This window comes from Brachybacterium huguangmaarense (assembly GCF_025725725.1).
Taxonomy (GTDB): Bacteria; Actinomycetota; Actinomycetes; order Actinomycetales; family Dermabacteraceae; genus Brachybacterium; species Brachybacterium huguangmaarense.
On record NZ_CP107020.1, the window covers coordinates 3141876 to 3166369 of the forward strand.

Below are 24494 nucleotides of genomic sequence, written 5' to 3' on the forward strand. Positions count from 1 at the left end.
GGGCCCAGATACCCACAGTCCGTCCACCGCGGACCTCCGACTTGTCCACACTGCGTCCCCCGCGCCGCTTTGACCGCGCGCACGCGGGGGCATACGTTCGTCGGCAGTGAGGCCCCGGGATAACTAGCAGGACGCACACGGGGAAGGTGCGCGTGGTGCTGAGCGCCCCCGGGGCCTCACCCGAGCGAGGGCGTCCCGCGACGCCCACTCAGCCACGGACGACGGCCCGTCGCACGCACTTCCTCCGGTCCCCCCGGACCTTCTGTCCCGAAGCGTGCGGACGGGCCGTCGGCATGAGAGCCGACGGCCCGTCGATCAGGCGGCGTTCTTGCGGGGACGGCCCCGGGGCCGCTTGACGGCGATCACCTCGCCGGCCTGGAAGATGCTCCCTCCCCACACGCCCCACGGCTCACGACGGGCGAGCGCGCCCTCGAGGCACTCGCGCCGCAGAGGGCAGTCGGTGCACAGGGTCTTGGCGGCCTCGAGGTCGGCGGGACGCTCGGAGAAGAAGAGATCGGCGGCGTCGTCGCTCTGGCACGGGAGCACGGCCGTCGTGGCACGGGGATGATCGGCACGGATCAGGACATCGGTCATCGTCGGAAGTTCCTGGGATCGTCGAAGAGAGAGGGACCGCTGCTACAGCTGCGGCGGAGGGGCGAGGCGGCTGCGCTGCCGCCGACGCGATCGGACCGAGTGGTCCGGATCGGTCAGGCCAGACCGGGGAGGGCGATGAAGCCCTCACGCGGCCGGCGATCGTGCCCGGAGGTGCCGCCGCCGACGGCATACGACGCGAGCACGGTCGCGAAAGCGCCCGCCTGCTGGGTCATGTTGTCGATCACTGCGACACCTCCTCTCTCATGCGCGTGCTCCGGTCTCCCGGCCCACGTCGTGGACGATGAACGAGATGAGCCTACATGCTCTCCCGCGATGGCGACATCCTATTTTTGACCTGCATGTTCGTCGTGATCGCGGTGCTCGGCGAGGATGCCCAGCACGGCGTCGGCGAACGCCTCGACCTTGGCGGGCCCGACCCCGGGCACGGCGAGCAGCGCCTGACGGCCGCGGGGGTCGCGCTCGGCGATGGCCTCGAGGGTCGCGTCGGTGAAGACCGTGTACGCGGGGGCGCCGTGATCCGCCGCGACCTCCCGGCGCCATGCCCGCAGCGCGTCCATGAGCTCCTCGGAGTGGCTGGGCGGGCAGGTCTCGTGGCGGCCGATGCGCTGCTCGTGCGGGGTGGTGAGCCCGCCGCCGCACACCCGGCACTCCTGGTAGACGGTCGCGCCGCGGCGCCCGGTGCGGCGCCGCACGGCGCCGCTCGCCGTGCCCGCCGACGGCCTCTCGAGCACGCCGTCGAGGAAGCGGCTGGGCTTGCGGGAGCCCCGCGCCCCCGGCGTGCGCGCCGCCGACCACGAGACCGTCAGCAGGTCGCGGGCCCGCGTGAGCGCGACGTAGAACAGACGCCGCTCCTCCTCGACCTCCGGCTTGGTCTGGGCCATCGAGATCGGCAGCAGGCCCTCGCTCGCGCCGATCACGTAGACCACGGGCCACTCGAGGCCCTTGGCGGCGTGCATCGAGGCGAGGGTGACGCCGTCGACGACGGGGGCGCTCTGCGCCTCGGCGCGCTCGTCGAGCTCGCGCACGAGGTCGGCGAGGGTCGCGCCGGGACGGGCGCCGACGGTGTCGGCGAGGTTGACGAGGGCGTTGAGCGAGTCCCAGCGATCGCGCACGGCGCCCGTCGTCTCGGGGGCACGCTCGGACCAGCCCATCTGGCCGAGCACGTCCCGGGCGGCGCGTGCGGGATCGTCGAGCCCCTCGACCTTGGTGGCCGCCCGCAGGGCGACCATGGCGCGGCGCACCTCCTGGCGGTCGAAGAAGCGGTCGCCGCCGCGCACGAGGTAGCCGATGCCGCGTCCCGTGAGCGCCTGTTCGACCGCCTCGGACTGGGAGTTGGTGCGGAACAGCACGGCGACGTCGGCCGCCGGCCGTCCCTCGGCGACGAGCGCGGCGATCCGCTCGGCCACGCCCTCGGCCTCGGCGGGATCGTCGGCGTAGGTCTCGATCACCGGCGGCGGCCCGTCGGGGCGCTGCGCGACGAGGGTCAGGCGCTGGGCGCGGGTGCGGCCGTGGGCGCCGTCGAGCACCGCGTTGGCGAGCGCCACGATCTGGGGCGTGGAGCGGTAGTTGCGCTCGAGCCGCACCGTGCGGGCACCCCGGAACTCCCGGGCGAAGTCCAGCAGGTAGGAGGCCCGGGCGCCCGCGAAGGTGTAGATGGTCTGGGCGGCGTCGCCGACGACGCACAGGTCGCTCCCCTCCCCCAGCCACAGCCGCAGCAGGGCGTGCTGGAGGGTCGAGACGTCCTGGTACTCGTCGACCACGAAGTGGCGGTACTGGGCGCGCACCTCGCGGGCCACGTCGGGCCGCTCGGTGAGGATCCCGACCATGTGCAGCAGCACGTCCTCGAAGTCGATGACGTTGCGCTCCCGCTTGACCTCCTCGTACTGGGTGAGGATGCGCGCGATCGACCGGGAGTCGAAGCCGGCCACGCCGGGGCGATGGGCGCGGGCGGCGGCCTCGGGATAGGTCTCGGGGGTCAGCATCGACACGCGCGACCACTCGATCTCGGAGACGATGTCGCGCAGTGCCGCGCGGTCCACGCTCATGTGCAGCCGCTGGCAGGCCTCGCCGACGCCCGCGAACTTCTGCGGCATGATCTCGGGCATCGCGCCGCCGACGACGCGGGGCCAGAAGTGCCGCAGCTGGCGCAGCGCCGCGGCGTGGAAGGTGCGTGCCTGGACCGCGGGCACGCCGAGGTCCCGCAGCCGTGAGCGCATCTCCGCGGCGGCCTTGGCGGTGAAGGTCACGGCGAGCACGTGGCGCGGGTTGAGCCGACCCGTCGCGACGCCGTAGGCGATGCGATGGGTGATGGCCCGGGTCTTGCCGGTGCCGGCGCCCGCGAGCACGCACAGCGGGGTGCCGAAGCTCGTGGCCACCTCCCGCTGCTCCGGGTCGAGCGAGTCGAGGATCTCCTCGGCCGTCGCGGGCGGCGACGGCGGGGCCTCCACGGCGCGGGTCGTGGAGGCCAGGGTCTGCGGGGCGGGGCTGCCGGCGTTCTCGCTCATCGCCGACCAGTCTCGCATCGAGGCCCGACAGTCGGCCGGGGCCCATCGGTTGGTCGTCTCCGCAGGCCTGGGCCCGTCGGCCGGTCGTCTTCGCAGGCCTGGGCCCGTCGGTCGGGGCCGTCGGCCGGGCCCGTGGGCCGGTCGGCCCCCGCGGTCGGGGCCCGCGAGGACAGCGACATGCACGAAGACGTCGGAAGCCGCTGAGATGACGACGACAACGTGCATCTCGATCCAGAAGACCGACGAGAACGTGCACGTCGATCCGGGCATTCAATGCCGACATGCCGCCAGACGGCGTCCATGTCAGGTGGCGCTCCAAGGCCCGCGACGACAGCGACAGGCACGAAGACGTCGGAGAAGCTCGGGAGACCGACGACAACGTGCGCCTCGATCCAGGAGACCGACGACAACGTGCATGTCGATTCACGCGTTAGATGCCGGCATGCCCCTCGATGGCAATCCATGTCAGACGGCATCCCGAGGGCCCCGCGACGACAGCGACAGGCACGAAGACGTCGGAGAAGCTCGGGAGACCGACGACAACGTGCGCCTCGATCCAGGAGACCGACGACAACGTGCATGTCGATTCACGCGTTAGATGCCGACCTGCCCCTCGATGGCACGCGTGCCAGGCGGCGGTCCAAGGCACGCGACGACAGCGACTGGCACGAAAACGTCGGAAACCGCTGAGACAACGACGACAACGTGCGCCTCGACCCACGAGACCGACGACAACGTGCACGTCGATCCAGATGGTCTCCGCCGACGCGTCCCGAGCCGGCGTCCTCGGCGGCGTGTCTGCGAGGCGGCGCCCGTCGGTCAGTCGGCGCCGGGCAGGCTCCCGCCGTACCAGTCCTCGATGAGGGCGCGGGCGATCGAGGCACGGCCGGGCACGGCGATCGACGCGTCGCCGAGCGCGGCGGCGAGCTCCTCGCGCGTGTACCAACGGGCCTCGGCGATCTCGTCGTCCTGGAGCACGAGCTCACCGGCGGCACGCGCCCAGGCGCGGAAGCCGAGCATGAGCGAGCGCGGGAAGGGCCAGGGCTGGCTGCCTACGTACTCGACCTCGTCGACGACGACCCCGACCTCCTCGCCGACCTCGCGGGCGACGGCGGCCTCGAGGGTCTCGCCCGGCTCGACGAAGCCGGCGAGCACCGAGCTGAAGCGGCCGCGGACGTTGGCGTTGCGCGCGAGCAGCAGTCGGTCGTCCTGGTCGCGGACGGCCATGATGACCGCGGGATCGGTGCGCGGGAAGTGCTGGCTGCCGTCCTCGTGGCAGCGCAGCACCCAGCCCGAGCTCTCGGGCTCGAGCACGCCGCCGCACCCGGGGCAGTGGCGCATCGACCGGTGCCACGCGCCCATGCCGGCGGCCGTGAGCGCGAGGCCGGCCTCGGTGCGGGGCAGCTGCACGGCGACCCGGCGCAGCTCGCGCAGGTCACGGCCGGGATCGTCGAGCTCGGGGCTGGGCTCGGGCACCTCGGCGCCGAGCACGCGGAGCCCGTCGAGCAGGCCGAGGTAGACGAGCGGGAGGCTCTCGTCCTGGCGAGGGTCCTCCGCCTCGAGGGCCAGGCGCATGCCCTCGCCCCCGTCGGCGACGCTCACGGTCGCGCCCGCGGTCACCAGGTACCGGACGTCGTCGCCCGGGGCGAGGGCGGCGTCGTCGTGGCGCGCGAGGGCGTCGCGGTCCACCCGGATCGCGGCGAGCGGCGCGTCGGAGTGCGCACCGCGGGAGTGCGGGGTGCGTGGGGCGGCACGACCGGCCTCGGGCGGGCGGGTCTGCTCGGGATCTGTGCGCGACTCAACACCGCGGGGGGTCGTCATGTGTCCCACCGTACTGCCGGCCGCGGCAGGCAGTACGGTGGAGCGGTGCGACGGAACTCCTACGCCCTGGCAGCCCTCGCGGCCGCGGCGGTCCCCGGCCTGAACCCGGCCCGGACCGTTCCCGTCGCGACCCCCATCGACGAGTTCGACGTGGCCGGCGTGATCGGCGAGGACGGACGGCGCGTGCTCATCACCGCGCCGTCGACGACGGAGGCCGGCGTGCAGCTCGAGAAGGAGCTCGGCGTGGTCGACGCGCTCACGGGCACCTCGATCGCCCCGCTGGTCGCCCCGCCCGTCGGCTACGCGCGCCTGGCCGAGGGCGGTCGCGCCGTGGTCACCGAGCCCCCGAACGGGGCTCCGCTCATGTTCGACGAGCTGACCGAGGACGTCGGGCTCGCGCGCTCGCTCGGCCGCGTGATCGCGCGGATCCACGCGGTGCCGGCCTACGTGGCGGAGGCCGCCGGCGCCGAGACGTACACGGCGCAGGCGGTGAGGGCCGGACACCGCTCGCAGGTCCATCGCGCGCGCCAGGCCGGGGAGCTGCCCGCGGCGGTGTCCCAGCGCTGGGAGACGTTGCTGGCCGACGACGACCTGTGGGGCTTCCGCCCGTGCTTCGTGCACGCCAATCTGTCCGAGGAGTGCCTGTTTACCGACGGTGAGCAGATCACGGGTGTCACGGGATGGCACGAGGCCCGCAGCGGCGATCCCGCCGTGGACCTCGCGTGGCTCGTCTCCGCCCTCGAGCCGTCCCTGTTCGACGCGCTGTACGCGGCGTACGTGTCCGAGCTCCCGATCGCACCGCATGCGCGGCTCGTCGAACGCGCCCAGGCCGTCGGCGAGCTCGCCGTCGTCGACTGGCTCCTGCACGGCATCGACGCCGACGACGAGACGATCGTCGAGGACGCCCGCGGCATGCTCGACGACCTCGACCACGACATCAGCCAGCTCGCGCGCGAGGAGGCCGAGCGGGCCTTCGACGATCTGGACGACGTCTCGCCCGGGCACGGGCGCGCCCCGGTGCACGAGCAGGCCCCGGCGTACGAGCAGGCGCCCGATCATGCCCACGAGCCCGCCGGTGCCACGGCGCGCACCCCAGGGGCCGACGTCCCGGAGACCGACCGGACCGACGTCGAGCCCTCCGGTGAGGCCTGGATCGAGACGGCCGCGCCGGAGGACCGTGCCGCGGACGACCGCGACCGGCGTCCCACCTACGGGCTTCCGGCCGATCACAGCGGCTCCCACGCGGTCGGGCTCGGCGAGGCCGCGACACTCGACGCCGAGCGCGACCGCTGACCCCTCCCTGCCGGGACCCGGCAGGATCAGGCGCGGAGGACACCCCCTCGGAGCGGACGCCACGCGGTGTCGCCCTCACGATCTCGACCGGCACCGGTCTCGACAGGGGCCCCTGCCGGGCGGCGTCGCCGCCCACCGAGGCCGCCGTCAGTCGGCGCCGGAGGCCTTCGCACCCTCCCCTGTCTCTGCTGTCTCCGCGCCGCCGAGCAGGCGTGCGAGCTCCTCGCGCTCGGGATGCTCGGTCACCTCGTCGGTGACGTTCTCGCCGACGTAGTGGAACATCGTGCGGATGCTCTCGAGCGGGAGCCCGGTGCGCTCGTGCCAGGCCAGGCGGTACACGGACAGCTGCACCGCGCGGGCACGACGGCGCGCCCCCGTGGGGCGTCGGCCCGTCTTCCAGTCGACGATGACGACGCCGCCGGCCGGCGCCTGCGACGCCTCGTCCGGATAGACGGCGTCGATCACGCCGCGCACGCTCGTGGTGCCGATCGTGACGGTGACCGGCTCCTCGACGGCGAGCGGCGTGCGGTCGACCCAGATCGACTCCTCGAAGGCGGCCCGCAGGCGCGCCCGGTCCTGCGCCGCCGCGTGCTCGACGCCGCCGGCCTCGTCGGGATCGGGCCGGTCCAGGTCGGCGATCTCCTCGATGTCCTCGAGCTCGAGGAGCGTGCCCGCGCCGAAGCGGTGCTCGAGCCACGCGTGGAACTCGGTGCCCCGGCGTGCCGAGGCCGAGGGCCGGCGCGGGAGCGGGCGCAGCAGCTCGAGCGGCGCGCCCTCGGGGTCCTGGGCTCGGGCCACGATCTGGGAGGCCGACAGGCGGGCCGGGGAGCGCACGGTCACGTCGCCGCGGCGCGCGGCCATGTCGGCGAGCACCCGGCGGGTCTGCTCGACGAGGTCGTCCTCCGCTCCCGCGCCCCTGCCGTCCGGCTCCTGCCCGGCGGGTCCGGCTTCGAGCAGAGGCGGGATCGCGGCGGGGTCGAGGCGTGCCCGCTCGACGAGCGCCGCGGCGCGGGACCGGGCCGCCTCGCGCGGCCCGGGGACGGGCGGCCAGACGGCGTGCCGGGCGGAGACCGAGAGCGGGTTCTCCTCGGGGATCTCCTCGCGACGGTGGAAGGGGGCAGGCACGACGGGCAGGGCCTCGACGAGGTAGCGCGAGCGGGGCTGGGAGGTGACGCGTCCCGCGCGCCAGGCCGCGGACGACAGCAGCAGACGCCGGCGCGCCCGTGTCACCGCGACGTACACGAGACGGCGGTCCTCGCGCAGGGCCTCGTGGCCCAGCTCGTCGTAGAACTCCTCGAGGATCCCGTCGGCCTCGACCTGGGTGTCGGCCTCCGCCCAGCGCAGCTCCGGGAGGATGTCGGCGTCGCCGCGCAGCTCGGTGGGCACCTCGGCGTCGGCGAGGGGCCCCAGCCAGCCGGGATCGGGCACACGCACGGAGCCGTCCTCCGCGGTGCGCGCCCGGCGCAGGTCGTAGCTGGGGACCGTGCCCTCGGCGAGCCCCGCGACCGCCACGAGGTCCCATTCGAGGCCCTTGGCCGAGTGCATCGTCACGATGGTCACGGCGCGGGGGTCGGGCTCGAGCCCGCGTGAGGTGACCGCGAGCGCCGCCTCCTTGTCCTCGCTCACCTCGAGCAGCGCGAGGAAGGCGCCGAGGCCGGGGCGCAGCGCCGTGCGCTCGAACTCGGCGGCGTAGTCGCGGAAGGCTTCGAGGTCGTGGAGGGCGTGACGGGTGTCGACGTCCGGGGCCGAGAGCAGCGCGAGGTCGACGCCGAGCGCGCTGATCGCTGCGGTCACGAGGTCCGGCAGGGGCAGCGAGATGCGCCGGCGCATGCCGCGCAGGATCCCCTGCAGGTCCCTCAGCCGGTCGCGGGCGGTCGTGCTGAGGGCCCGGCCCTCGCGATCGGTCCAGTCCTCCGGCGGCAGGTCGTCGACGGCGTCGAGCAGGGTGACCTCGTCCGCGTCGTCGGGGGCGACGGCGGTCGTTCCCGCGCGGCGGCGGAGGCGTGCCCCGAGGTGCTCGCGCCAGCGGCCGAGCACGGCCATGTCCCGCGCCCCGAGCCGGACGCGGGGCCCGGCGAGCAGGCGCATGAGGGAGTCGCCGCGCCCGGGATCGTCGACGCATTCCAGGAGGGCGCGCACGTCGGCCACCTCGGGACGGTGCAGGAGGCCGCCCAGTCCCACCACCTCGACCTCGAGGCCCGCGGCCTCGAGCTCCTCGACGAGCGGCGGGATCTGGCGGCGGGCGCGCACGAGCACGGCGGCGCTCGGGACCGGAGGCCGCTCCCCGGCCGTCTCCGGTGCGGACTCGGCGCGGCGCTCGAGGATCCAGCGCGCGATCGCGCGGGCCTCGGAGCGTTCGTCGGCGGCCTCGACCACCTCGACGGCGCCCTCTCCCGCGTCCGGGCGCGCCGTGAGCTCGGGGATGGCGACGGCGCCCGAGGCGCGGCGCAGCGGCGCGGCGATCCGGTTGGCCACGGCGAGCGGGGCCTGGTCGTTGCGCCACGACGTGGACAGGGTGCGCTGCAGGACCGGCTGCTCAGGCGTGCCGAAGGCAGCGGCGAAGCCCGCGAGCGAGGCGCTCGAGGCGCCGCGCCAGCCGTAGATGGCCTGCTGCGGGTCGCCCACGGCGCACGTCGCATGACCCGCGCCGAAGAGGCCGGAGAGCAGCTCGAGCTGGGCCACGGAGGTGTCCTGGAACTCGTCGAGCAGGACCACGCGGTGCAGGTCGCGGGCGAGCGCCCCCGCGGCGGGGATCTCGCGGGCGATGCTGGCGGCGAGCGTGACCTGATCGGAGAAGTCCAGGGCGGCCCGCTCGCGGCGTGCCCGGGCGAAGCGCTCGACGAGCGGGAGCAGGGCCAGCCGGGCGTCGAGCGCCGCGATCGCCTTCTTCACCCGCTCGGGCGGCGTGCGCCGCCGGCCCTCGGTCTGCAGCGGGATCCGGATCAGGTGGTCCCGCATCCGCGCCAGGTGCTCGCCGAGGTCGGCGGGATCGACGAGGTGGTCGGCGAGGGAGGACGTGAGCGAGACGAGCGCGGCGGTGAGCGTGGCCGGCGAGGCGTCGATCGCCAGCTCGTCGCCCGAGGACTCGACGATCTCGTGGGCGAGCTGCCACGAGGCAGACGGCGACAGCATCGTGAACTCGGGGTCGAGCCCGACGGCGAGCGCGTGCTCGGTCACGAGGTCGAGCGCGAAGCCGTTGTAGGTGTGCACGGCGGGGCGCTGGCCCAGCAGGTCGTCGCCCGTGCGGTCGAGCCCCGGCGGCACGGCGAGGCCCTCGTCGCGCAGCGCGTCGCCGAGGGCGGCGAGCCGGGTCGTGATGCGCTCGGTGAGCTCGTGCGCCGCCTTGCGGGTGAAGGTGAGGCCGAGCACCTGCCGGGGTTCGACGAGCGCGTTGGCGATCAGCCACACCACGCGGGAGGCCATCGTCTCGGTCTTGCCGCTGCCGGCGCCGGCGACGACGAGCAGCGGCGCGAGGGGCGCCTCGATCACGGCGGCCTGCTCGGGGGTGGGCAGGGGGCGCCCCATCAGCTCGGCGAGGCGGAGGGCGGAGAGCGGAGGGCTCGGGGGCATGGTGCTCACAGCTGTGCTCCTTCGGGCCAGAGGGTGCACGTGCGGCGCACGCTGCAGTGGTCGCAGTGGCGGTTGGGGCGGGCGGTCACGTGGGAGCCGCGGACCTGCTCGGCGACGTCCTCGACGATCTCGTCGAACCAGCGCGGGTTCTCGGCGTCCGTGAGCGCGCCCTGGGTGCGGACGGCGGGCTTGCGGGTCCCCGTGCCGACGTAGACGAGCTGAGCGCCGTGGAGGCGCTCGGGGGCGTCCTCCCCCAGCACGTCGGCCAGGGCGCCGTCGCGGATCGCGCTCTGATAGGCGGCGAGCTGCAGGTCGACGGCGGCGTCGACGGCGCTCTTGGCGGCACGGCCGGTCTTGAGGTCCACGACGCGCAGGCCCGTCGTGTCGCCCTCGATGCGGTCGATCGTGCCTCGCAGCTCGACGTCGCCGTGGCGCACGGTGAAGGGCGCCTCGACGGCGAGCGGCATGCCGGTCACCGCGAGGTGCTGGGACAGCAGGCGCACGGAGTCCTCCGCGCGTCCGAGCAGGCGCCGGGTGGACCAGGTGCGGTCGAGGTGCAGCGGGGCCAGCAGCAGGGAGAGCTCGGCGAGCAGGTCGCGCGGGCTGCCGTCGGCGTCGACGTCCTCGGAGCCGGCGGGATGGTCCTGGGCGATCCGGTGCACGGCGGTGCCGATGGTCTGGGCGGGGCCGCTCGACGGGCTGCCCCCGGCGCGCTCGAGGAGCCATGCCTGAGGGCAGTCGTGGGCGCGTTCGAGCGCCGAGGGGCTGAGGGTCACGGGGTCCGTCGCCGCCAGCAGGGCCGTGGTGCTGCTCGGCTCCTGGTGGTACCAGAGGGCGGGGTCGGCTCCCGGGGCGCCCGCGGCGGCGAGCGCCGCGAGCAGCGCCGCGGACCGGTCCTGGCCGGTCTCGGCGGGGTCGAGGTCGGCGAGGCGCTGACGCAGGGCCGCCACGAGGCGGCGCGGGTCGGGGGCGGGCCCGGGGTCGGCGGCCGCGGCGTCGGGGTCGACCCAGCCGGGCCCGGCGCCGCGCTCGATCACCTCGACGAGGGCGGAGGGGCTCTCGTCGTCGTTCTCGACGGCGGTCACGAGCAGTCGGGTGCGGGCGCGGGCGAGCGCGCTCACGGCCAGGCGCAGCTCGTCGGCGATGACGCCCTCGCGCTGGACGGCGCGCAGGGCGGAGGGCTGGGTGGGCAGCTCGGGGTCCTCGGCCGCGAGGGCGAGCTCGGCGGCGCCGAACAGGGTCGAGCGCAGGCGCGTGTTGGGCCAGGCCCCCTCCTGGACGTGGGCGAGCACGACGGTGTCGACCTCCTCGCCCGCGACGGCCGCCGGGGTGAGCACGCGCACCCGGCCCGTGAGGGGTGCACGCGGGGCCAGGGTGTCCTCCGCGACGGCCTGGTCGCGGATCTGCTCGACGAACCCGGAGGCGTCGGCACCGGGGCGTCGCTCGGTGAAGCGCTCGACGGCCGCGAAGAGCGCGGTCACGGCGTCGAGCCGCCGGGCGGCGAGGCGGCCGCGCGCCCCGGCGCCGTCGAGGTCGTCGGTCTCGAGCGAGGCGGTGCGCCAGCCCTCGGCGACCTGGGCGGCGTCCCACGCGGCCCACAGCGCGTCGACGGCCGCGGGGGCGGGGCCGAGCGCGCGCACGGCGGCGATCATGCGCCGGACCCGGTGCACGGGCGCGGCGGCGCGGTCCCGCTCGCGGGGCTCGGGAAGGCCCGGCACGTGCTCCTCGACGAGGGCACGGGCCAGCAGCTCGGCCGATCCGGTCGTGGGCGGCTCCTCCTCCCCCTCCCGGCGTCCTGCCTGCGGAGCGTCGGAGGCCTCGGTCGCGTCGTGGGCGTGCAGCAGGAGGCGGCGGATGCGGCGCAGCCGCAGGGCGTCGGCGTCCCCGAAGGGGCCGCGCAGCAGCTCGGCGGCGTGCTCCGGGGTCGGCACGGTGCCGGCGAGCGCGATCTCGAGGATCCCGAGCAGGTCGGCGACGACGCGCTCGTCGCGCAGGGCGCGCGGACGCCGGGCGGCGGTCACGGGCAGGCCCTCGCGCTGGAGCAGGTCCGCGAGGTCGTCGACGGCGGCGCCCGAGCGGCACACGATCGCCATCTCGTCGTAGGCGACAGCGTGCGCATGGTGGAGATCGCGCAGCACGCCCGCGATCTGCCGCGCCTCCTCGATCGGGCTCGCACAGCGCAGCACGCTCACCGCGCCGGGGACGTCGGCGGTGCCCGCGGGCGCCGCGCCGTCGTCCCGGGACGACGCGATGCCCCGACGCGAGGCCGCGGGGGCCCCCGCGAGCGGCAGGCGGCCGCGCAGGGACTCGAGCACGGGGCGGGCGCCGCGAGGGCTGCGCAGCATGGCGGGCAGGGCCGCCTCGTGCACGGCGCGCCCGGGGCGCGGGCCGCGCACGACCGGCAGGATGCGGCGGGCCGCATCGGGCACCGCACCGCGGAAGGAGTCGACCACGGCGTCAGGGCAGGACGTCACGAGCACGTGCGCCCCGGCGTCGCGCAGGGCGCGCACGAGCGCGATGCCCGCGGCGGTGAGGTCCTGGGCGTCGTCGACGACGACGGTCCCGACCGCGCCGACGGCGGCCCCGGACGCCGAGGGACCGGCCGCGACGATCTCGGCGGCGCGGCGCACCATGGCGCCGGCGTCGTGGCGCGGGCCCGCATCGAGGGCCGCGGCCGCCTCGAGGTCGAGCACGTCGAGGTAGAGGCGCAGCACGTGCGCCGCGTCCCACCACGCGGTCCGCCCTCGCCGCGCCGCGAGGTGCTCGAGGTCGGCGGGAAGCAGCCCGAGCTCGTTCGCGCGCGAGATGACGTCGCGCAGCTCGGCCCGGAAGCCGGGGAGCGTCCGCGTGGCCGCGTCGACGTCGACCTCCCACGTCTCCACGGAGGAGATCAGGTCCCGGACCAGGGCGTCCTGCTCGGCGCCCGTGACGAGGGTCGGCTCCCCGCGCCCGTCGCGCGCCGCGGCGGCGCGCACGACGGAGAAGCCGTAGGCCGCGGGCGTCGCGACGCGCACCCGGGAGACGCCCCCGGCCTGTGCGACGGCGTCGCGCAGGAGCCCGGCCGAGGCGCGACGCGGGGACAGCAGCAGCACCTCGGCGCCGGAGGCCTCGAGGGCGGCGGTGAGCGCGAGGCGGGTGCGGCCGCTCCCGGGCGCCCCGTGGACGAGCACGTCCTCGCCGCGCGCGAAGGCCGCGAGGGCACGGCGCTGCGCGGGCAGCGCGGCGTCGCCCAGGGGGTGCGGCACGGCGGCGGGGTCGGGCGGCAGCAGGCGCACCCGGGCGCGGGAGGCATCGGGGCGGGAGGTCGCGGCGGGCATGGTCGACATTCGACCACAGCCGCCCGACACTCGGGCCGTCGCGAGGGTGCCGGGCCCGAGCGGACCATCCGGACGTGTGTCACGTTTCGGACGCCCCGCTGACCCTTGCTACCGATCAGTACAGTGACGGCGACCGGCGGTCGTCCGGGCTGCGTCCGAGGTCGTGACGCTCGGGGGCCGCTCCGCGACCGGATCCCCCCGAAAGGCCGCACGATGGGCTCCCTCTCCCGACTCCCCCGCGCCCAGCGCCGTGCGCAGCTCCTCGACGCAGCGATCCCGCAGTTCGCCCGCGACGGCTACCACCGCACCTCCATGGAGTCGATCGCGAAAGCCGCCGGCGTCACCAAGCCGGTGCTCTACCAGCACTTCTCCTCCAAGGAGGCGCTGTACCTCGAGGTGATCCGGACCGTCGGCTCGACCATGGCCGGAGAGATCGACAGCCTCGTGCGGCTCGAGGGCGACACCTCCGTGCGCATCGCCCACGCCCTGCGCCGCTTCACCGAGATCCTGGTGTCGAGCGGCATGTCGATGCGCGTCCTGCAGACCTCCGAGCGCATCTCGGACGAGGTCGCGGCCGCCGTCGAGGAGGTGCTCGAGCGCAGCGCGCGCTCGATCGCGATCGTGCTGCAGCGCTCGCGCGACCTGACCGAGCGCGACGCCCAGGTGCTCGGGCTCGTCCTGGCGGGCATGGCCCGCTCGTTCGCCGACCAGCTCTCGCGGGCCGAGACGACCGAGGACCGCTCCCGCATCACGGGGCTGCTGACGACCTTCATCTCCAACGGGCTGCGGAGCTTCCCCGCCCTCGAGAGCCCTCAGATCCGCGGCACCGTGACCGAGTCGTTCGTCTGAGCGACGCTCCGGGGCGGCAGGCGCCGCCGGAGCGTTGCGCTCGCAGCGAAGACGGGTCCCCGGAGCCCGCGCGACGCCGCCGGCCATCGATAGGATCGGGCCGTCACCCCGACCGTCGACCTGAAGGACGCACCCCATGGAGATCCGTCTCGGCATCCAGCACTCCCCGCGCGAGATCGTGGTCGAGACCGAGGACAGCGCGGAGTCGATCACCGCGAGCATCGCCGACGCGGTCGGCCAGAAGTCCACCCTGCAGCTGACCGACTCCAAGGGCCGCATCGTCGTCGTCCCCGGGGACAAGATCGCCTACGCCGAGCTGTCCACCGAGGAGCCCCGCCGCGTCGGCTTCCTCGGCTGACCCCCGGCCGTGACGCGACGGCGTCCCACGGCTCGACGACGCCCCACCTGGCGATCCACGGCCCGCGTCCTGCGACGCTGGGGCCTGCCCCTCGTGGTCGGGCTGCTCGGCGCGGCCCTCGGGATCCTGCTCACCCCCGCCACCACGGTCCAGGTGGGCCCGCTGACCGCGAGCGTCCACCTGCGTCCCTCGCTCGACCCGCGCACCGTGATCCTGCTGCCGCCGGTCGGCGAGGTCTCCTTCGACACCCACACAGCGCCCGTCGCGATCGAGGCCCGGGTCCTGAGCGTCGACATCGCCGAGGCGGAGGACCTGCTCTACGACGACCATGCGCTCGCGACGCTCGAACGGACCGCGCCGGACGCCATCACGAGCGCGGCGCTGCGCAACGCGGGCCTCAACGCGCTCCTGGCCTCCCTCGGGGCCGCCGGCGCGATGGCGCTCACCTATCGGCGCGTGCGCCGCTCGGTGGTCGCGGGAGGCACGGCGCTCGGCGTCACCGCGGTCTCGTGCGGCCTCGTCGGCGCGACCTTCCGCCCCCAGGCCCTGTACCAGCCGCAGTTCGACGGCCTGCTCTCCCAGGCCGCCTACGTCGCCGACATCAGCCACTCGACGATCGCGGACTACTCGAGCTACCGCGCGACGCTCGCCGACTTCGTCGGACAGGTCTCGGCCCTGTACATCGCCGCCGACTCGCTGCCCGCCGGGATCGGCGCCGACCAGGACCTGATCACCGTCCTGCACGTCTCCGACATCCACGACAACCCCCAGGCCTTCGACGTGATCGACCAGCTCACGGGCCAGTTCGACGTCGACGCCGTGATCGACACGGGCGACATCGTGTCGTGGGGCACCCCGTGGGAGGACGACCTGCTGACCGCGATCGGCGGCATCGACGTGCCCTACGTCTTCATCTCCGGCAACCACGACGGCGCGGGCGCGGTCGCGGCCGTCTCCGCCCAGCCCAACGCCGTCGTGCTCAACAACCAGGTCGCCGACGTCGCGGGCCTCCGGATCGCCGGCATCGGCGATCCGCGCTTCGCGGCCGACGACGACTCGGACGCGGGCGGCTTCGCGCGCGGCAAGGACGCGGTGGCCGCGACGACCACGCAGCTCGGCGACACGATCGACGAGTACGACGCGGCGCACCCGGACGCGCCCGTGGACCTCGCCCTCGTCCACGACCCCACCCAGCCCCTCGGGCTCGAGGGACGTGTCCCCCTCGTGCTCTCGGGCCATCTGCACACCGACAAGATCGAGCTCGACCGGGACGGATCGGGCACCGACTGGCTGACCGTCGGGTCGACCGGCGGGGCGCTCGCCTCGGGCGGGGTGCGCCCGGTCGCCGACGGCGGCGAGCCCCTGGACCTCTCGGCGCGCATGCTCTACTTCGACGCCGACACCCACCGGCTGCTCGCGTACGACGACATCACGATGGGCGGCCTCGGTCTCGTCTCGGTGTCGATCCAGCGCCACCAGATGCCCGCCGACGAGGAGCAGCTGACCGTGCCCGAGGACGCGACCGCGCCGGCCTCGACCGATCCCGCCCTCCCGTCGATCTCCCCCGGCGAGACGGTGCCCGACGACGAGCGGGTGACGCCCGACCCGACGGACTCCCCCGCCCCGGCCGAGGGCACGCCCCCGGCGCGCGAGCAGGAGGGCGCGACCACGACGCCCTGACGAGTCGTCCCTCACGAAGCACGAGGCCACGACACGGGCCCGGGCTACCATGACAGGGCATACCCGTATCCAGAGAGTTGAACTGTGTCCGAAGAGACCACCATTCCCGCGGACGACGCCACCGAGATCTCGGACGCCGCCGTCGCCGCCCCCGCCGTCGAGTCCGACTCCGGCGAGACCATCACCCCCGAGCGCGTCGCGAGCCAGACCTTCGCGGACTTCGACGTCCGCGACGACATCGTCGAGTCCCTCGCCTCCAAGGGCATCACCACCCCTTTCCCGATCCAGGCGATGACCCTGCCCGTGGCCCTGCGCGGCCGCGACATCATCGGTCAGGCCAAGACCGGCACCGGCAAGACCCTCGGCTTCGGCATCCCGATGCTGCAGAGCGTCGTCGCCCCCGGCGAGGACAACCCGCAGAACCGGCCGATCGGCAAGCCCCAGGGCCTCGTCGTGCTGCCGACCCGCGAGCTCGCGGTGCAGGTCGCCCAGGATCTGCGCGACGCCTCGACGCATCGGCCCGTGCGCATCCTGACCGTCTACGGCGGCCGCGCCTACGAGCCGCAGATCGAGGCCCTCCAGGAGGGCGTCGAGATCGTCGTGGGCACCCCGGGGCGCCTGATCGACCTCATGCGCCAGAAGTACCTCGACCTCTCGCAGGTCCGGACCGCGGTGCTCGACGAGGCCGACGAGATGCTCGACCTGGGCTTCCTCGAGGACATCGAGAAGCTCCTCAGCGCCGTGCCGACCTCGCGCCAGACCATGCTGTTCTCCGCGACGATGCCCGGCCCGATCATGGCGCTGGCCCGGCGCTTCATGAGCCAGCCCACGCACATCCGCGCCCATGACCCGGGCGACGAGTCGCGCACCAAGGCCGACATCAAGCAGGTCGTCTACCGCGCGCACCAGCTCGACAAGATCGAGGTCCTGGCCCGCATGCTGCAGGCCCGCGGCCGCGGCCTGACCATCGTCTTCATGCGCACCAAGCGCGAGGCCGACCGGGTCGCGGGCGACCTCATCGGCCGCGGCTTCGCCGCCGCCCCCTTGCACGGCGACCTCGGCCAGGGCGCCCGCGAGCAGGCGCTGCGCGCGTTCCGCCACGGCAAGATCGACGTGCTCGTCGCGACCGACGTCGCCGCCCGCGGCATCGACGTCGAGGACGTCACCCACGTCATCAACTGGAACTGCCCCGACGACGACAAGACCTACCTGCACCGCACGGGCCGCACCGGCCGCGCCGGCAAGAAGGGCACCGCGGTCACGTTCGTCGACTGGGAGGACGTCGCGCGGTGGGCGCTCATCGCCCGTCAGCTCGGCCTCGAGTCCACCGAGGCCGTCGAGACCTACTCGACGTCCGAGCACCTGTACGCCGACCTCGACATCCCCGAGGGCACCAAGGGCACCCTGCCCGCCGAGAACCGCACCCGCGAGGGCCTGGACGCGGAGGTCCTCGAGGACCTCGGCGGCCGGGACGCCGCGCGCGAGCGGGCCCGCGAGAAGCGCTTCGGGCCCCGCGAGGGCGGCCGGGGCGGACGCGACGGGGCCCGTGGCGGCCGCGATCGCGGCCCCGCCCGCGGCGGCGAGGGCTCCGGCCCCCAGGACGACTCCTCGAGCGATCGGCCGCGTCGCAACCGCAGCCGCACGCGCACCCGCCGGGTCAACGGCGAGGTCGTCGAGGGCCGCCCGGAGTCCGGCTCCCACGGTCCCGCACAGACCGCCGGCGAGGGCGAGGCGCAGTCCTCCGGCGCCCGGCGTCGCCGCTCGCGCGGCGGCCGCGGTCGCAGCCGCGGCGGCCAGAGCTCCTCGACCTCCTCGAGCTCGAGCTCGGAGGGCTGAGCGCCTCGCGCCCGGACCGTCCCGCACGCGTCGACGCCTCGCCCCTCCTTCCGGAGGGGCGAGGCGTCGTCCGTTCCCCGGGCGCCGCACCGCGCGGCAGACCGGCACCGGCGCGGGTGCCGGACAGAGGCCCTGGCAGACTGGCGCGATGACGTCCTCCCCCTGCGTGGTCCTCGGCGGCACCGGCATGCTCGCCACGACGGTCGAGCGCCTGGCGCGCTCCGGCGAGCGCGTCGTGGTCACGGCGCGGCGCCCCGAGCTCGCCCCGGCCGCGTGGGCCTCGCTCGACGTCGAGGTGGTGGCGCTGGACCGGGACGACGAGGCCGGGCTCGACGCCCTGCTGGCCCCCGGTGCCCGCCTGCTCGTCGACGGGCAGTGCTACACGCCCGTCCACGCACGCGCCCTCGCCCGCTGGTCGCACGCCGCCGACGCGACCGTGATGATCTCCGCGCGCGCCGTCTACGTCGACGCGCAGGGCCGCCACACGAACTCCGACGAGGCGCCTCGATGGGAGGGGCCCACGCCCGAGGACACGCCCACCCTGGCCTTCGCGGGCGAGCCGTACCGGTCGCGGGAGGGCTACGGCGCCAACAAGGCGGAGGCCGAGCGCCTGCTCGCCGCGACGGGCCGCGACGTGAGCGTCCTGCGTCCGGCCCGCATCCACGGCCCCGGCGTGCGCCGGGTGCGGGAGTGGCCGCTGGCGCGCGCCGGTCTCGACGGCACCCCGGTGATCCGGGTGCGTGACGGGTCCGCCGCCCCGTCGGTCACGTCGGGCGAGGCGATCGCACGCACGATCCTCGCGTGCGCGGCCGACCCCGCGACCCGCGTGCTCAACGTCGCCGACGTGCCGCCCACGCGCGCGATCGACCTGGCCCGCGCCGCGCTCGACGCGACCGGCGGCGAGGCCTCCGTGCTCGTGGACGTCGACGACGCCGAGGAGGCGCTCGCGCTCCCCTGGACCGGCGACCAGGTCCTCGCGACCGATCGCGTCACCGCTCTGGGCGTGGCCCTGCCCCCTCCGGTCGAGACCGTGGCGGACGCCGCCCGCTGGGTCGCTTCCCGCGCGCGCCGCTCCCCGGACGGCACCTGGGAGCTTCCGCCGCACCTCGACGGCAGCTGAGCGAGGGCTGCGACACCGGACCGTGGCACGACGGCGTGACACCAGACCCGTGACCCCAGCCCCGTGACATGGGCCCGGGCGTCGCTGCCGGCATCGGGCGTCGTGCGGTCAGGCCCCCGCGCCGGCGCCGTCGTCCGCCCGCGGAGCGCACGATCCTGGCGCCCGCGTCAGGGACACCGCGGAGGTCAGGACGCCGCGGAGGCCTCCCCCAGCCACGGCGTCATGCCGTCGTCGCGGCCCAGCCAGAACGCGAGGCCGCGCTCCCACTCGGCGTCGTCGAGCAGACTGGCCCTGAAGGCGCGGCGCACGCGCTCGCGGTCGAGGCGCCCGATGCCGGTGACCACGATCCGGGTCGTGGGCAGGTCCGCGCCGGCGGCGCCGATCACGCCGATCGAGACGTGGCCGCCCGCGCCGTCCCACTGGCAGATCGAGTGCGGCCGCGTGGGCAGCCAGAACCGACCGCGTCCGCGCAACTCCCCGCTGCCCAGGCGCTCGATCTCCTCGAGGAAGCGCTCGGGGTGGAAGGGCCGGTCCGAGCACAGATCGAGGGTCCAGGTGCCGTGCACGGTCGGTCCGCCCCACGGCTCGACGGTGCGCGGGTCGACCCGGCGCGCCGCGGCACGGGGGTCGTGCACGACGTCCTCGAGGAGCAGGTCGACGGAGACCTCGTGCACGCCGTGCACGAGCAGCTGGTCGTGGCCGCGCAGATGCTCGACGAGCTCGGCCCCCGGCGCGCCGGCCTCGCCGTCGGCGAGCACCGTGTCGCAGTACTCGAGCTGGGCGGCGAGCGCCTCGCCCACGCTGCGCTCGTCGCCGTCGGTCCAGCGCAGGCCGCGCTCGGCGAGCGTGTCGTCCCCGAGCAGGTCGGCGCGTGCCGCGTCGGTGTCGACGATCGCGGTGGTCGAGGCGATGTGCGCGCCGCGCAGCTGCGGTCCCAGGGTCCCGCACACGGCCTGCGGGTCCGCCGCGACGGGCAGCACCATGAGCGCGGCCGACCAGCGGGGATCCGCCGCGAGGGCCTCGATGACGGGCAGCGCGTCCTCGCGCATGGCGCACGAGATGCACTCGTGGGCGAGCTCGAGGGGAACGTCCTCGAGCACGCCGCCGCGGTCGAGCACCAGGCGGCGCAGGCCGCCGCGATCGGGGTCGGTGTCGTAGCGCACGGCCACGAGGTCGGCGGTGTCGAGCAGCAGGTCCGTGGTCAGCGCGTCGCGCAGCACGGGGTCGATCCCGCACACCACGGCGAGGGGGAGGCTGCGGCGCAGCCGGCGACGGGCGGCCTCGGACGGCTCACGGATCATGGACAGGACCTCCTGGGACCAGACGGCGGAGCGGGCGCGGGCCGCGGTGCGGCAGGGCGGAGCACGTGCGCGCTCCGGCTCCCTGCTCGCTGTCCGGCAGCCCGGCCAGCTTGACGGGAACGATTTTCATTTCCTAGTATCAGCCGTCATGTCCGCACACTGTCAAGTCACCGGCGCTCGCCCGCAGTTCGGCAAGCGCGTCTCGCACTCGCATCGGCGCACCTCGCGCCGCTTCAACCCCAACCTGCAGAAGAAGACCTACGACGTGCCGTCGCTGGGCCGGAGGGTCACGCTCACGGTCTCGGCGCGCGGCATCAAGGTCATCGACGCCCGGGGGATCGAGGCGGTCGTCGCCGACATGCGACGACGCGGCGAGAAGTTCTGAGCGGCGCGACACCGAGATCCGGTCGCATCACCCACGAGAGAAGGCACCCCGCACCACCATGGCCAAGAAGAGCGACATCCGCCCCATCATCAAGCTGCGCTCCACGGAGGGCACCGGCACCACCTACGTCACCACCAAGAACCGGCGCAACTCCCCGGACCGCCTGCGCATGCGCAAGTACGACCCGGTGCTGCGCCGCCACGTCGAGTTCCGCGAGGAGCGCTGAGATGGCCAAGACCAGCAAGATCGCCAAGGACCTCGAACGCCGTCGCACGGTGGCCCGCTACGCCGAGCGGCGCGCCGAGCTCAAGGCGCTCATCAAGAACCCGCGCACCGCACCCGAGGACCGGGAGAGCGCCCAGCGGGCGCTGCAGGCCCTCCCCCGCGACGCGAGCCCCACCCGGCTGCGCAACCGCGACGTCGTCGACGGGCGCCCGCGCGCCCACCTGCGCACCTTCGGGCTCTCGCGCGTCCGCTTCCGCGAGATGGCGCACCGGGGCGAGCTGCCCGGCATCACGAAGTCCAGCTGGTGAGAAGCCAGGAAGGAGCACGCAGTGAAGAAAGGGATCCACCCGGCCTACGAGCCGGTGATCTTCCGCGACCGCTCGGCGGGGTTCAGCTTCCTCACGCGGTCGACGCGGACCTCCGAGGTCCGCGAGACGTGGGAGGACGGCAAGGAGTACCCGGTGATCGACGTCGAGATCTCCTCGGCCTCGCACCCGTTCTACACGGGCAGCGCGCGGGTCGTGGACACCGAGGGCCGCGTCGAGCGGTTCCGCCGCCGCTATGGAAAGGGGACCACGCGATGAAGGTCCGTGCCTCCCTGCGCTCCCTCGCCCGCAAGCCGGGAGCCCAGGTCGTCCGCCGTCGCGGACGCGTCTACGTCATCAACAAGAAGAACCCGCGCTGGAACGGCCGCCAGAAGGGGTGAGACCGGCCCGTCAGGTCCCCGTGATCGCCCTGACGGGACCGCTCGGCGCCGGCAAGACCACCGTGCTCAACTCGCTGCTGCGGGCGCCGGGGGCCCGGCTGGGCGTGGTGGTCAACGACTTCGGGGAGATCAACCTCGACGCCGCCATGGTCACGGGACAGGTCGACGAGCCGGCCTCGATCGCCGGGGGCTGCCTGTGCTGCCTGCCCGACGCCGGGGGCCTCGACGACGCCCTCGACCGGCTGGGCGACCCGCGGCTGCGCCTCGACGCGATCCTGGTCGAGGCCAGCGCATGGCCGAGCCGCTCGCGGTGCATCGTCTGCTGCGTCTGGCGGCCTCGTCCCGCGTGCGCTTCGGGGCGTTGCTCGACGTGGTCGACGCGACAGGACCGCTCGCCGCGGCCGCGCCGCCCGGACAGGTGCGACGGCCGCCCGTGCGGTTCGCCGCCGCCTCGCTCGTGGTCGTCACCAAGCTCGAGGCGCTGCCGGAGGCCGAACGGGCCGGGGCGCTCGAGAGGATCTCCGCGGCCGTCCGCGCCCACCACGACACGGTGCCGATCGTGACCGCCGCACACGGCGAGCTCGACCCCGACCTCGTGCTCGACGTCGCGAGCAGCGAGGACCCGCCCGACCAGCTCCCCCTAGCGGCGCTCGCACGGGAGGCCCGCGCCGAGCACCTCCACCACCATGCGACGGCGGTGACGGTCGCCGCGGCCGGTCCGGTGGATCCCGGTCGCGTGCTCGACCTGCTCGAGGATCCTCCCGCCGGCGTGGTCCGCATCAAGGGGCGTTTCGCGGTCGAGACCTCGCGCAGCTACCGCCACTACGACGCCCATCTCGCCGGACGCCACATCCATGTCGCGCCGTCGGACATCGGGGGCGGCCCCGACGCGCTCGTCGCGATCGGCATGGAGCTGCGGACCGAGGAGGTCCGCGCACGCCTCGAGGCCGCCGTCGCACCCCCGGACGGCCCGGTCGCCGCGGGCATGCGCCGCCTGGTCCGCTACCGCCGTCTCAGCATGCCCGTCTGACCGGCGCGGCGCGCCGCCCTGGCCCCGACCTCCGTCGGCCGGGCCGCCATAGGCCGGCCTCCGTCGAACCGGGCTCGCCATCGAGCCGGGCTCGCCATCGAGCCGGGCTCGCCATCGAGCCGGGGCCGCCATCGGCCGGATCGCCGTCGAGCCAGGGAGTGCCGACATGACGCCACCCCGTGCTCGGGGCGGCCCCGTCCGGCCGGTGCACCGGGCGTCGGTGTCGCGGACGGGACGCTGGTGATGTGCACTGGCTATATCGCCACAGCGCATCACCAGCGTCCCGTCCGCGACCGCCCACCTCGCATCCGCCTCCTGTCCACCCCGCTCCAGGGACTCGCACGGACATCCAGGGCCCCGGCCGGGCTCCCGGCACCGCGTGCACAGCCCCCTCACGTCCCCTGAAGCCCGACCTCGGCCCGGTGCGTCATCGCAGGAGGCGCACCGGCAGCTCCCTCTCGACCGCGACGGCGGGCAGGCCGCTCGCCGCCCGTTCGTCATCCCCGGCCGCGCCGTCGCGCCGGATCCCCTCGACGCCGGACGCCGGCCCCCGTTCGACGAGCCAGGCCCGGGCGCCGGACCCCTCGGCGACCGCGTCGACGAGCTCGCCGTCGCGCCACACGAGGGCGGCGCCGTCGTCGACCGCCCACGTCCGGCCCATCCGGCCCTCGGTGATCCAGCGCAGGAGCAGCGGCCGCCGGTCGGGCTCGCCGTGGTAGTGCGGACAGGCTGCGCCGGGCAGCACGCCGAGCCCGTCGTGCAAGGGGGCGAGCGGTCCGTACGAGTCGGTCGAGCACGCCGCGAACCAGCAGTTCATGCCCGCGCTGATGCCCGCGAGCACGACGCCCTCGGCGGCGGCGTGCGCCAGGATCGCGGGCAGACCGTGGCGGCGCCACTGGGCGAGCAGCTCGACCGTCGAGCCCCCGCCCACGTAGATCAGATCCTGGTCGAGCAGGCAGCGAGGATCACGCTGAGCGCCGGGCACACGGCCCAGCAGGCTCAGCACCTGCGTGCGGGCGCGGCCGCGGAAGGCCGCCTCGAACCGGCCGCTGTACCCGGGGTCGTCCTCGCTCGCGGTGGGGAGGAAGCACACGCGGGGACGCTCGGCGCCGGTGAGCTCGAGCAGCAGGTCGTCGATGTCCGAGGAGCCGTCCTCGGACATCGAGAAGCCGCCCCCTCCCAGGGTCACGAGGGTGCCCTGCGGCGCACCGTGCGGGGTCTCCCCCACGGCAGCCCGGGCGGGGCTCACGGCGCCACCAGCCCCCAGCCGACGAGGAAGGACCGCACGGCGTCGAAGATCATCTGCACGCTGATCGCGCTCAGCAGCACGCCCGAGATCCGGGTGACGAGGGTGACCCCGCTGTCGCGCAGGACGCGGGCGATGATGCCGGAGAACCGCATGAACACGTACATCATGAGCGCGATGCCGAGCAGCGCGAGGGCGATGCCGCTCACGCGCGACAGCTCGGCCTCCGAGCGGTGCACGAACAGCATCACCGCGACGATCGCGCCGGGGCCGCCCAGGAGCGGCGTGCCGAGCGGCACGAGGGCCACGTTGACGCCCTCGGACGCGCCCATCTCGCCCTCCTTGCCGGTCAGCAGCTGGAGCGCGATGAGCAGCAGGAGCAGGCCGCCTGCGAACTGCAGGGCGGGCAGGGTGATGTGCATGTAGGTGAGGATGAACTGGCCGAACACGGCGAAGCCGACGATCACGAGCATGCCGACCCCGGTCGCGACGAGCGCGGCCCGTGAGCGCTGACGGCCCGTCATCGTGTTCGTGAGCGCCATGAAGATCGGGATCGTGCCGGGCGGGTCGACGATGACGAACAGCGTCACGAACACCTCGAGGAGGAAGCGCAGATCGACCACGCTCATCGCACCGCC

Annotated in this window: 21 protein-coding genes and 1 pseudogene; 13 read left to right on the forward strand and 9 right to left on the reverse strand. The window is 74.9% G+C overall.

Annotation, left to right across the window (positions count from 1 at the left end):
- Positions 1-315 precede the first annotated feature (315 nt).
- From BRM3_RS14485 to nudC, 4 genes are all read right to left on the reverse strand, one after another.
- Entirely contained in the window at positions 316-594 is a 279-nt protein-coding gene (locus BRM3_RS14485; protein ID WP_263594000.1) for a WhiB family transcriptional regulator, read from the reverse strand.
- Between the two features lie 113 nt (positions 595-707).
- A complete protein-coding gene (locus BRM3_RS14490; protein WP_263594001.1) occupies positions 708-839 on the reverse strand; it encodes a hypothetical protein in 132 nt (43 codons plus the stop codon).
- Positions 840-938: 99 nt separating this feature from the next.
- Entirely contained in the window at positions 939-3119 is a 2181-nt protein-coding gene (locus BRM3_RS14495; protein WP_263594002.1) for an ATP-dependent DNA helicase UvrD2, read from the reverse strand.
- An 819-nt stretch (positions 3120-3938) separates the two neighbouring features.
- Positions 3939-4940, reverse strand: coding sequence for an NAD(+) diphosphatase (gene nudC, locus BRM3_RS14500; RefSeq protein WP_263594003.1), 1002 nt, complete (start codon positions 4938-4940; stop codon positions 3939-3941).
- Positions 4941-4985: 45 nt separating this feature from the next.
- On the opposite strand from nudC, the gene BRM3_RS14505 reads away from it, so the two are divergent.
- Positions 4986-6233 carry a phosphotransferase gene (locus tag BRM3_RS14505; RefSeq protein WP_263594004.1) on the forward strand — a complete coding sequence of 416 codons (1248 nt, stop codon included), beginning with the start codon at positions 4986-4988 and terminating at the stop codon, positions 6231-6233.
- Positions 6234-6380: 147 nt separating this feature from the next.
- On the opposite strand, the gene BRM3_RS14510 is transcribed toward BRM3_RS14505, so the two are convergent.
- Positions 6381-9803, reverse strand: coding sequence for an ATP-dependent DNA helicase (locus BRM3_RS14510; RefSeq protein ID WP_263595475.1), 3423 nt, complete (start codon positions 9801-9803; stop codon positions 6381-6383).
- Between the two features lie 5 nt (positions 9804-9808).
- The gene (locus tag BRM3_RS14515; RefSeq protein ID WP_263594005.1) at positions 9809-13120 is read right to left on the reverse strand and encodes a UrvD/REP family ATP-dependent DNA helicase; all 3312 of its coding nucleotides are present in this window, start codon (positions 13118-13120) and stop codon (positions 9809-9811) included.
- A gap of 213 nt (positions 13121-13333) precedes the next feature.
- Between BRM3_RS14515 and BRM3_RS14520 the strand changes: the two genes are divergently transcribed.
- From BRM3_RS14520 to BRM3_RS14540, 5 genes are all read left to right on the forward strand, one after another.
- Entirely contained in the window at positions 13334-13969 is a 636-nt protein-coding gene (locus BRM3_RS14520; RefSeq protein ID WP_263594006.1) for a TetR/AcrR family transcriptional regulator, read from the forward strand.
- Positions 13970-14105: 136 nt separating this feature from the next.
- Positions 14106-14327, forward strand: a complete 222-nt coding sequence (locus BRM3_RS14525; RefSeq protein WP_263594007.1) for a DUF3107 domain-containing protein — start codon at positions 14106-14108, stop codon at positions 14325-14327.
- A gap of 9 nt (positions 14328-14336) precedes the next feature.
- A complete protein-coding gene (locus BRM3_RS14530; RefSeq protein ID WP_263594008.1) occupies positions 14337-16007 on the forward strand; it encodes a metallophosphoesterase in 1671 nt (556 codons plus the stop codon).
- Between the two features lie 84 nt (positions 16008-16091).
- On the forward strand, positions 16092-17843 hold the full coding sequence (locus tag BRM3_RS14535) for a DEAD/DEAH box helicase (protein WP_263594009.1): 1752 nt from the start codon (positions 16092-16094) through the stop codon (positions 17841-17843).
- 148 nt (positions 17844-17991) lie between these two features.
- Positions 17992-18963 (forward strand): NAD-dependent epimerase/dehydratase family protein, encoded by a 972-nt coding sequence (locus tag BRM3_RS14540; protein WP_263594010.1) that lies wholly within the window; start codon positions 17992-17994, stop codon positions 18961-18963.
- A gap of 185 nt (positions 18964-19148) precedes the next feature.
- Here the strand turns inward: BRM3_RS14540 and BRM3_RS14545 are convergent, their stop codons facing one another.
- Positions 19149-20264, reverse strand: a complete 1116-nt coding sequence (locus BRM3_RS14545; protein ID WP_263594011.1) for a CobW family GTP-binding protein — start codon at positions 20262-20264, stop codon at positions 19149-19151.
- Between the two features lie 148 nt (positions 20265-20412).
- Between BRM3_RS14545 and rpmB the strand changes: the two genes are divergently transcribed.
- The 7 genes and pseudogenes from rpmB to BRM3_RS14575 all read left to right on the forward strand — a co-directional run bounded on the left by rpmB (position 20413) and on the right by BRM3_RS14575 (position 22610).
- Positions 20413-20649, forward strand: coding sequence for a 50S ribosomal protein L28 (gene rpmB / locus BRM3_RS14550; RefSeq protein WP_263594012.1), 237 nt, complete (start codon positions 20413-20415; stop codon positions 20647-20649).
- A gap of 58 nt (positions 20650-20707) precedes the next feature.
- Positions 20708-20875 (forward strand): 50S ribosomal protein L33, encoded by a 168-nt coding sequence (gene rpmG / locus BRM3_RS14555; RefSeq protein ID WP_263594013.1) that lies wholly within the window; start codon positions 20708-20710, stop codon positions 20873-20875.
- 1 nt (position 20876) lies between these two features.
- Positions 20877-21182 (forward strand): 30S ribosomal protein S14, encoded by a 306-nt coding sequence (gene rpsN, locus BRM3_RS14560; RefSeq protein WP_263594014.1) that lies wholly within the window; start codon positions 20877-20879, stop codon positions 21180-21182.
- A gap of 21 nt (positions 21183-21203) precedes the next feature.
- Positions 21204-21458: a type B 50S ribosomal protein L31 gene (locus tag BRM3_RS14565; RefSeq protein WP_263594015.1), complete on the forward strand. Its 255-nt coding sequence runs from the start codon at positions 21204-21206 to the stop codon at positions 21456-21458.
- Positions 21455-21580, forward strand: coding sequence for a type B 50S ribosomal protein L36 (gene ykgO / locus BRM3_RS14570; RefSeq protein WP_263594016.1), 126 nt, complete (start codon positions 21455-21457; stop codon positions 21578-21580). Before BRM3_RS14565 ends, ykgO begins: the two co-directional genes overlap by 4 nt.
- Positions 21581-21642: 62 nt before the next feature.
- Positions 21643-21810, forward strand: a pseudogene (locus tag BRM3_RS15180) (GTP-binding protein); the annotation flags it as partial.
- A gap of 62 nt (positions 21811-21872) precedes the next feature.
- Entirely contained in the window at positions 21873-22610 is a 738-nt protein-coding gene (locus BRM3_RS14575; protein WP_263594017.1) for a GTP-binding protein, read from the forward strand.
- 427 nt (positions 22611-23037) lie between these two features.
- Here the strand turns inward: BRM3_RS14575 and BRM3_RS14580 are convergent, their stop codons facing one another.
- Positions 23038-23859: a Type 1 glutamine amidotransferase-like domain-containing protein gene (locus BRM3_RS14580; RefSeq protein WP_263594018.1), complete on the reverse strand. Its 822-nt coding sequence runs from the start codon at positions 23857-23859 to the stop codon at positions 23038-23040.
- Entirely contained in the window at positions 23856-24485 is a 630-nt protein-coding gene (locus tag BRM3_RS14585) for a MarC family protein (protein ID WP_263594019.1), read from the reverse strand. Before BRM3_RS14585 ends, BRM3_RS14580 begins: the two co-directional genes overlap by 4 nt.
- Positions 24486-24494: the final 9 nt, after the last annotated feature.